The organism is Methylobacterium sp. WL6 (genome assembly GCF_008040095.1).
In the GTDB taxonomy this organism is placed as follows: domain Bacteria; phylum Pseudomonadota; class Alphaproteobacteria; order Rhizobiales; family Beijerinckiaceae; genus Methylobacterium.
Window position 1 is genome coordinate 1 of the sequence record NZ_VRVH01000234.1, and the last position, 7,250, is coordinate 7,250.

The 7,250-nt window shown below is 71.6% G+C and carries 8 protein-coding genes; 6 read left to right on the forward strand and 2 right to left on the reverse strand.

Going from position 1 to position 7,250, the window contains the following annotated elements; all coding sequences use genetic code 11:
* Window positions 1-352 (reverse strand): GntR family transcriptional regulator (locus FV230_RS21785; RefSeq protein WP_147843890.1); only part of this gene is annotated, 352 nt, incomplete at its 3' end.
* Window positions 353-507: 155 nt separating this feature from the next.
* Between FV230_RS21785 and FV230_RS21790 the strand changes: the two genes are divergently transcribed.
* The 4 genes from FV230_RS21790 to FV230_RS21805 all read left to right on the forward strand — a co-directional run bounded on the left by FV230_RS21790 (window position 508) and on the right by FV230_RS21805 (window position 5,234).
* On the forward strand, window positions 508-1,806 hold the full coding sequence (locus tag FV230_RS21790) for an MFS transporter (RefSeq protein ID WP_147843891.1): 1,299 nt from the start codon (window positions 508-510) through the stop codon (window positions 1,804-1,806).
* A gap of 42 nt (window positions 1,807-1,848) precedes the next feature.
* Entirely contained in the window at window positions 1,849-2,925 is a 1,077-nt protein-coding gene (locus FV230_RS21795; protein WP_147727964.1) for a tartrate dehydrogenase, read from the forward strand.
* A 211-nt stretch (window positions 2,926-3,136) separates the two neighbouring features.
* The gene (phaZ, locus tag FV230_RS21800) at window positions 3,137-4,414 is read left to right on the forward strand and encodes a polyhydroxyalkanoate depolymerase (RefSeq protein WP_147843894.1); all 1,278 of its coding nucleotides are present in this window, start codon (window positions 3,137-3,139) and stop codon (window positions 4,412-4,414) included.
* Window positions 4,415-4,499: 85 nt separating this feature from the next.
* The gene (locus FV230_RS21805; RefSeq protein WP_147843892.1) at window positions 4,500-5,234 is read left to right on the forward strand and encodes a SprT family zinc-dependent metalloprotease; all 735 of its coding nucleotides are present in this window, start codon (window positions 4,500-4,502) and stop codon (window positions 5,232-5,234) included.
* A gap of 207 nt (window positions 5,235-5,441) precedes the next feature.
* Here the strand turns inward: FV230_RS21805 and FV230_RS21810 are convergent, their stop codons facing one another.
* Window positions 5,442-5,816, reverse strand: a complete 375-nt coding sequence (locus tag FV230_RS21810; protein ID WP_147727962.1) for a hypothetical protein — start codon at window positions 5,814-5,816, stop codon at window positions 5,442-5,444.
* Window positions 5,817-6,092: 276 nt separating this feature from the next.
* Between FV230_RS21810 and FV230_RS21815 the strand changes: the two genes are divergently transcribed.
* Both FV230_RS21815 and FV230_RS21820 read left to right on the forward strand, forming a co-directional pair.
* Complete coding sequence (locus tag FV230_RS21815) at window positions 6,093-6,629, forward strand: invasion associated locus B family protein (RefSeq protein WP_243938115.1); 537 nt, start codon at window positions 6,093-6,095, stop codon at window positions 6,627-6,629.
* 17 nt (window positions 6,630-6,646) lie between these two features.
* A partial coding sequence (locus tag FV230_RS21820) for a hypothetical protein (protein ID WP_147843893.1) occupies window positions 6,647-7,250 on the forward strand: 604 nt, incomplete at its 3' end.

Here is a 7,250-nt window from a genome sequence, read left to right on the forward strand (position 1 = left end):
CCGCCGCTTCGCGCTCCGCTTCCGGCAGGCCCGCGATCAGCGCCGCCGCCCGCCCCTCGACCGCGATCACCACGTCGTAGATCTCGCGCATGTCGGCCGGCGCCAGCGCGCAGATGACGATGCCCTTGCGCGACAGGATCCGGACGAGGCCGTCCTCCTGCAGGCGGATGGCGGCCTCGTGGACCGGCGTCCGGCTCATGCCGAGGCGCAGCGCGATCTCCTGCTCGGAGGCCTGGTACCCGGGCGGAAACCGCGATTCGCGGATCTCCTCCTTCATCGCCGCATAGGCGTCGTTGACGAGGGAGGGACGCCTGTCGCCCTCCTCGGCCTTCTCCGCACGCACCCGAACCATCACGACCTCCCACCGCGGCGCAGGCCTATCAGCTTCCATGGAGGCTGCAATGCAGGCTTGACGCGACCGCCTGCAATATCTTACCACATGCCATTTTGCATGGAAGTTGGCACTGAAGACTGACCGATCGCCGGAGCCCATCCGAGGAGGACACGATGGACCGCTCGCACGAGCAGGCGACCATGCGCCGGGTCGCGTGGCGCCTGGTGCCGTTTATCTGCCTGCTGTACTTCGTCGCCTTCATCGACCGGGTGAACATCGGCTTCGCCGCCCTGACGATGAACAAGGACCTCGGCTTCACCTCGGCGGTGTTCGGCTTCGGCGCCGGGGTGTTCTTCTTCGGGTACTTCCTGTTCGAGGTGCCCTCGAACTACATCCTCGACAAGGTCGGCGCGCGCCTGTGGATCGCCCGGGTGATGATCACCTGGGGGATGCTGTCGGGCGCCTTCGCCTTCATCCAAGGCGAGACCAGCTTCTACGCGCTGCGCTTCCTGCTCGGCGCGGCGGAAGCCGGGTTCTTTCCCGGCATCATCCTCTACCTGACCTACTGGTTCCCGGCCCGCTACCGCGCGGCGGTGGTCTCGCTGTTCATGGCGGCGGCGCCGATCTCGGTGCTGCTCGGCTCGCCGCTCTCCAGCGCGCTCCTGGAGATGGAGGGCCTCCTCGGCCTGCACGGCTGGCAGTGGATGTTCATCGTCGAGGCGGTGCCGGCCGTGATCCTCGGGGTCGTCGTGCTGTTCTACCTCACCGACCGGCCCGAGAAGGCGACGTGGCTCGCCGACGACCAGCGCGCCTGGCTCGTCGCGGAGATGGACGCCGAGCGCGCCGGCAAGCGGGTGCACGCCAAGCACGGCCTCATGGCCGGGATCACCGACATCCGCGTGCTGGCGCTAGCGCTGATCTACTTCGGCACCTCCGCCGGCCTCTACACGCTCGGCATCTGGGCGCCGCAGATCATCAGGAGCTTCGGCCTGTCGACGCTGGCGGTCGGCTTCCTCAATGCCGTGCCGCCGACGATCGCGGTGGTCGCGATGATTCTGTGGGCGCGCCATTCCGACCGGACCGGCGAGCGCACCTGGCACGTGGTCGTCGCCTGCCTCGTCGCGGCGGCCGGCCTGATGCTGGCCGGCGGCGCCGCCTCGACGCTGGCGGTCGTCGCGGCCCTGAGCCTCGTCAACGTCGGCATCAGCTCGGCCAAGCCCCCGCTCTGGGCGATGCCGACGATGTTCCTGTCCGGCTCGGCCGCGGCGGTGGGCATCGCCACGATCAACGCGATCGGCAACCTCGGCGGCTTCGTCGGCCCCTGGGCGATCGGCTGGATCAAGGACCGCACCGGCAGCTTCACCGGCGGCCTGGTCTTCGTGGCGGCGCTCCTCGTCCTCTCGGCCGTCCTCACGCTCGTCGTCGCCCGCTCCGGGCGGCGGGCCGAGCCGGCCGGCGCCACCGCGCGCTAGAACCCCGCTCGATCCTCGCACCGCATCCCACGGAGACCCGTCATGACCACCTACAGAATCGCCGCCATTCCCGCCGACGGCATCGGCATCGAAGTCATCGCCGCCGGCATCGAGGTGCTCGACGCGCTCGCCGAGAAGGCCGGCAGCTTCGATTTCCGGTTCGACCACTTCGACTGGGGCTCGGACTACTACAAGCGCCACGGCGTGATGATGCCCGCCGACGGGCGCGACCAGATCCGCCACCACGACGCGATCTTCTTCGGCGCCGTCGGCGCGCCCGACGTGCCCGACCACATCACGCTCTGGGGCCTCAGGCTCGCGATCTGCCAGCCCTTCGACCAGTACGCCAACGTCCGCCCGACCCGGATCCTGCCCGGCATCACCTCGCCGCTGCGCCACGTGTCGGGGCCGGAGCTCGACTGGGTGATCGTGCGCGAGAACTCGGAAGGCGAGTATGCGGGCGTCGGCGGGCGCGTGCACCAGGGCCATCCGAACGAGGTCGCCACCGACGTCTCGATGATGACCCGCTCAGGGGTCGACCGGATCATCCGCTACGCCTTCAAGCTCGCGCAGTCGCGCCCGCGCAAGCTCCTGACCGTGGTGACGAAGTCGAACGCCCAGCGCCACGCCATGGTGATGTGGGACGAGATCGCGGCCGAGGTCGCCCGGGACTTTCCCGACGTGACCTGGGACAAGATGCTGGTCGACGCCATGACCATGCGCATGACGATGAAGCCGCAGACCCTCGACACCATCGTCGCGACCAACCTCCACGCCGACATCCTCTCGGACCTCGCCGCGGCGCTCGCCGGCTCGCTCGGCATCGCGCCGACCGCCAACATCAACCCGGAGCGCACCTACCCGTCGATGTTCGAGCCGATCCACGGCTCGGCCTTTGACATCACGGGCAAGGGCATCGCCAACCCGATCGCCACCTTCTGGACCGCGTGCCAGATGCTGGAGCATCTCGGCGAGGCGCCGGCGGCCGACCGGCTGATGCGCGCGGTCGAGCGCGTCACCGCCGACCCGAGCCTGCACACGCCGGACCTCGGCGGCACCGCCACCACGCGCCAGGTCACCGACGCGGTCATCGCCGCGATCCGCGGCGACAACGCGTAGGTCGTTCGGGGGGGGGCGGGAAGCACCGCCCCGCCCCTCTCCCGTCCGGGAGAGGGGACCCGCGCCTCGACCACGCCGTGTCGCGTAACGAGCCGAGGACCATCGCATCACATCCGCGCGACGGGCCCTCACCGGAACCATCGCCCGGGTAAGGTGGTTGCCTGCAACGCCCGACGGCCGCGTCCGGGCGAAGGAGCGTTCGATGGCCCGGATGGATCTCGCCTACACCGCCTTCGAGGGCATGCGGTTCCTGATGGCGCCGGCGCGCATGGCCGCCGACATGGCGCGGTTCGGCCTGCAGAACCCGGCCAACCCGCTCGCCTACTCGCCCTACGCCCGCTCGATGGCGGCCGGCTGCGAGATGTTCGAGCGGGCCACGCGCCGCTACGGCAAGCCGGCCTTCGGGCTGTCCGAGACCGTCGTCGACGGCGTCGCCGTGCCGGTGACCGAGCGGATCGTGTGGGAGCGGCCGTTCTGCCGGGTGATCGCGTTCGAGCGCGCCTTCGCGACCCCGCCGGCCAGCCCGCAGCCGAAGCTCCTCGTGGTTGCGCCGATGTCGGGCCACTACGCGACGCTGCTGCGCGGCACCGTCGAGGCGATGCTGCCGAACCACGACGTCTTCGTCACCGACTGGTCGGATGCGCGCATGGTGCCGCTGCTCGCCGGCCGGTTCGATCTCGACAGCTACATCGACTATTGCAAGGCGATCTTCGCCGCGCTCGGGCCGGACCTGCACGTGATGGCCGTGTGCCAGCCGGCGGTGCCGGTGCTGGCGGCGATCGCGGTGATGGAGGCCGCGGGCGATCCCGGCGTGCCGGTCTCGATGACCCTGATGGGCGGGCCGATCGACACCCGCCGCTCGCCCACCGCCGTGAACTGCATGGCGCAGGAGCGCGGGCAGGCCTGGTTCGAGACCAACACGATCTCCTACGTGCCGCCGATCCATCCGGGCGCGTGGCGGGCGGTCTATCCGGGCTTCCTGCAGCTCTCGGGATTCATGGCGATGAACCTCGACCGGCACGTGACGGCCCATTCCGACATGTTCGACCATCTCGTGAAGGGCGACGGCGATTCGGCGGAGAAGCACCGCGAGTTCTACGACGAGTACCTGGCGGTGATGGACCTGACGGCCGAGTTCTACCTCCAGACCGTCGAGACGGTGTTCGTGAACCACGACCTGCCCAAGGGCACGATGCGCCACCGCGGCGTGCCGGTCGACCTGACGGCGATCCGCCGCTGCGCGATCCTCGCGGTCGAGGGCGAGAACGACGACATCTCCGGCGTCGGCCAGACGCTCGCCGCCCTCGACCTGACGCCGAACCTGCCCCAGGAGCGCAAGGCCTACCACCTGCAGCCGGGCGTCGGGCATTACGGCGTGTTCAACGGCTCGCGCTACCGCACGATCATCGCCCCGCGGATCGCCGCCTTCGTGCGCGCGATGCAGGGGCTTCCGGCCGACGACGCGGCGCCGATTCAGCTCGCGAGCTGAGCGGCGCTTCCGACGGGGCGAAAACGCGCCGGAATCTGGCGTCGCCGCCCTGGAGGGGCGGCGGCCACGCAGCTAGACTGGCACCATGCCCTTCGCGCTGCTGCGACGCCCCGATCCCGACCATCTCGATATCGTGCACGACGGCGAGACCTACCGCGTCGCGGTGCGTCGGCGCCCGACCGCGCGGCGCCTGACGCTGCGGGTCTCGGCCGCCACCGGCGAGGTGGTGATCACCCTGCCGGCCCGCAGCGCGATCAGCACCGCCCAGCGCTTCGCCGTGAGCCACGGCGGCTGGATCGCCGCGCGCCTCGCCCGCGTGCCCGAGCGGGTGCCGTTCGCGGAGGGCGCGATGGTGCCCCTGCGCGGCGTGCCGCACCGGATCGTGCGGCGGGGCTCGCGCAGCGGCATCACCCGGATCGAGGCCGACGCGGCCGAGCTGGTGCTGTCGGTCTCCTGCGGGCCCGAGCACGTCGCCCGCCGGGTGCAGGCCTTCCTCGACGGGGAGGTGCGCCGCGACCTCGCGCGTGCGGTGGCGCACTACACGGCCAAGCTCGGCCAGGGTCCGGTGCGGATCACGGTGCGCGACACGCGCAGCCGCTGGGGCTCGTGCACCGCCGGCGGCGCCTTGAACTTCTCCTGGCGCCTGATCCTCGCGCCGCCCGTCGTGCTCGACTACCTCGTCGCCCACGAGATGGCGCACCTGCGCGAGATGAACCATTCGGCCCGGTTCTGGACGCTGCTCGGCCAGCTCTGCCCCGAGGTCGACGCGGCCGAGGCCTGGCTCAAGCGCAACGGCACGGCGCTGCATCGCTACGGGTGAGGGGGCGGATCGCGGACCGAGGACGCGCCATTCCACCGGTCCCTCCCCGTCATCCCGGGGCCGCGCAGCGGAGCCCGGAATCCAGAGCCGCGACGGCGCATACGGGAACACGACCTGCGGTTCTGGATCCCGGGCTCGCCTTCGGCGCCCCGGAATGACGGGAAGGAGCGTGAAACCGCGTGGGCGAACGGTGCGGCTTCGCGAATCTCACCCCTTCGCGCGCAGCACCCGCTCGCGCGAGACCCGTTCCGCCGGCCAGGCCGGGCGGGGGTCGACCTCGCCGGGATCGAGGGTGCGCGGGGCGACGCTGTCGCAGAGCTCGCGCTGGCGCACGACGATCGGGTTGCCGAATTCGTCGCGGCGACGGATCAGCCCGCCCTCGCGGCAGAAGCCGGCGATGGCGGCGTTGCCGTTGCGGCGGCCGTAGGGGTTCACCTCCACCGGCGGATGCTCGACCGTGAGCAGGCCGCTGCGGTTGAGCGAGCGCTCGACGTAGGTCGTCTCGCCGATCGGAAGCGGCTCGGCCGTCGCCGCGACGCCGGTGGCGCCGAGCAGCAGGACCGTCAGGGCGAGGACACGCATGGCGCCGGCTCTCGTGTGATGATGCATCGCTGCGATATCTAGGTCGCGGCGCGTCCCGGCGATAGCGCATTGTGGCAACATTCGGTCCGCACGGTGTCCGGCCGCCGCGTTTCGGGCCCGGGCGGGACGAGGCGGCGCTGAGGCCCGCGCGTTTGCCGCGGGCGCCGGCGCGGCTCGCTTGACAGCGCCGGGCCCCGCATGGTCGGAACACCCGGGTTTTCGGCAAGGCCTCCCGCCCGCAACGGGCTCGGGGGCGCGCTCGTGAAGGGATCGTCGGTGCGGCTGCACAGGAGTTTCGACCGTGTCAGGCGCCTGTCGTCGGCGCTGGCAACCGTGGCCCTCGCCGGCGGCCTGCTGGGCGGCCTCGGCGGCGCGGCGCAGGCGCAGGGCATGGTGCGCAAGACCTTCGAGGACTGGCAGCTGCGCTGCGAGACCCCGGCCGGCGCCAAGGCCGAGCAATGCGCCATGGTGCAGTACCTCGCCGCCGAGGACCGCCCGAACCTCACCCTGGTGGTCATCGTGCTGAAGACCGCCGACAACCGCGGCTACCTGCTGCGCGTGGTCGCGCCGCTCGGCGTGCTGCTGCCGTCGGGCCTCGGTCTGAAGATCGACCAGACCGACGTCGGCCGCGCCGGCTTCGTGCGCTGCCTCACCACCGGCTGCGTCGCCGAGGTGGTGATGGACGAGGGCCTCGTGCGCCAGTTCAAGGCCGGCACGCAGGCGACCTTCATCGTGTTCCAGACGCCGGAAGAGGGCGTCGGCATCCCGCTGTCGATGAAGGGCTTCGCGGCCGGGTTCGACAGCCTGAAGTGACCATCGGGAGGCGCGGCATGATCGGGGCTTTGGGGATCGGGCGAACGGCCCTCTGCGGGCTCGCCCTCGCGCTCGGCGCGGCGCCCGCGGGCGCCGAGGAGGGCAACATCTTCTCCAACCTGCTCAAGTACGGCGGCACCACCGTGCCGCCGTCGCAGCCCAAGGAGCTCGAGGCGCCCAACTGCCCGACCGTCGACGTGCCGGACGGCGGCGCCGCGCTCACCAACCCGGCCGGCGCCACCGGCGCCGGCATCCGCAGCCAGGTCTCCCTCGGGCGCATCGCCCGCGAGTGCACCCGGCGCGCGGACGGGTCGATCACGGTCAAGGTCGGCATCGAGGCCCGCGTCCTGCTCGGCCCCTCCGGCGCGCCCGGCCGGTTCGACGTGCCCTTCACCATCGCGATCAAGCACGACGACAAGACCGTCAGCACCCGCACCCGCCGCGTCGCGGTCTCGGTCGGGTCGGGCGAGGCCCAGGGCTTCGCCACGGTGGTGGAGGACGACATCCCCGTGCCGGCCGCCGTGAGCGCCGACTACGAGATCGTCGTCGGCCTGGGCGGCGCCCCGAAGGCGGCCGCGGCGAAGCCGAAACCCCGCCGCCGCGCGCCGGTGGCCCAGGCCC

Excerpts from the sequence above, each read along its gene's own strand:
- FV230_RS21790 (WP_147843891.1), top strand. The coding sequence starts at position 508 with ATGGACCGCTCGCACGAGCAGGCGACCATGCGCCGGGTCGCGTGGCGC.
- FV230_RS21795 (WP_147727964.1), top strand. The coding sequence starts at position 1,849 with ATGACCACCTACAGAATCGCCGCCATTCCCGCCGACGGCATCGGCATC.
- phaZ (WP_147843894.1), top strand. The coding sequence starts at position 3,137 with ATGGATCTCGCCTACACCGCCTTCGAGGGCATGCGGTTCCTGATGGCG.
- FV230_RS21805 (WP_147843892.1), top strand. The coding sequence starts at position 4,500 with ATGCCCTTCGCGCTGCTGCGACGCCCCGATCCCGACCATCTCGATATC.
- FV230_RS21810 (WP_147727962.1), bottom strand. The coding sequence starts at position 5,816 with ATGCGTGTCCTCGCCCTGACGGTCCTGCTGCTCGGCGCCACCGGCGTC.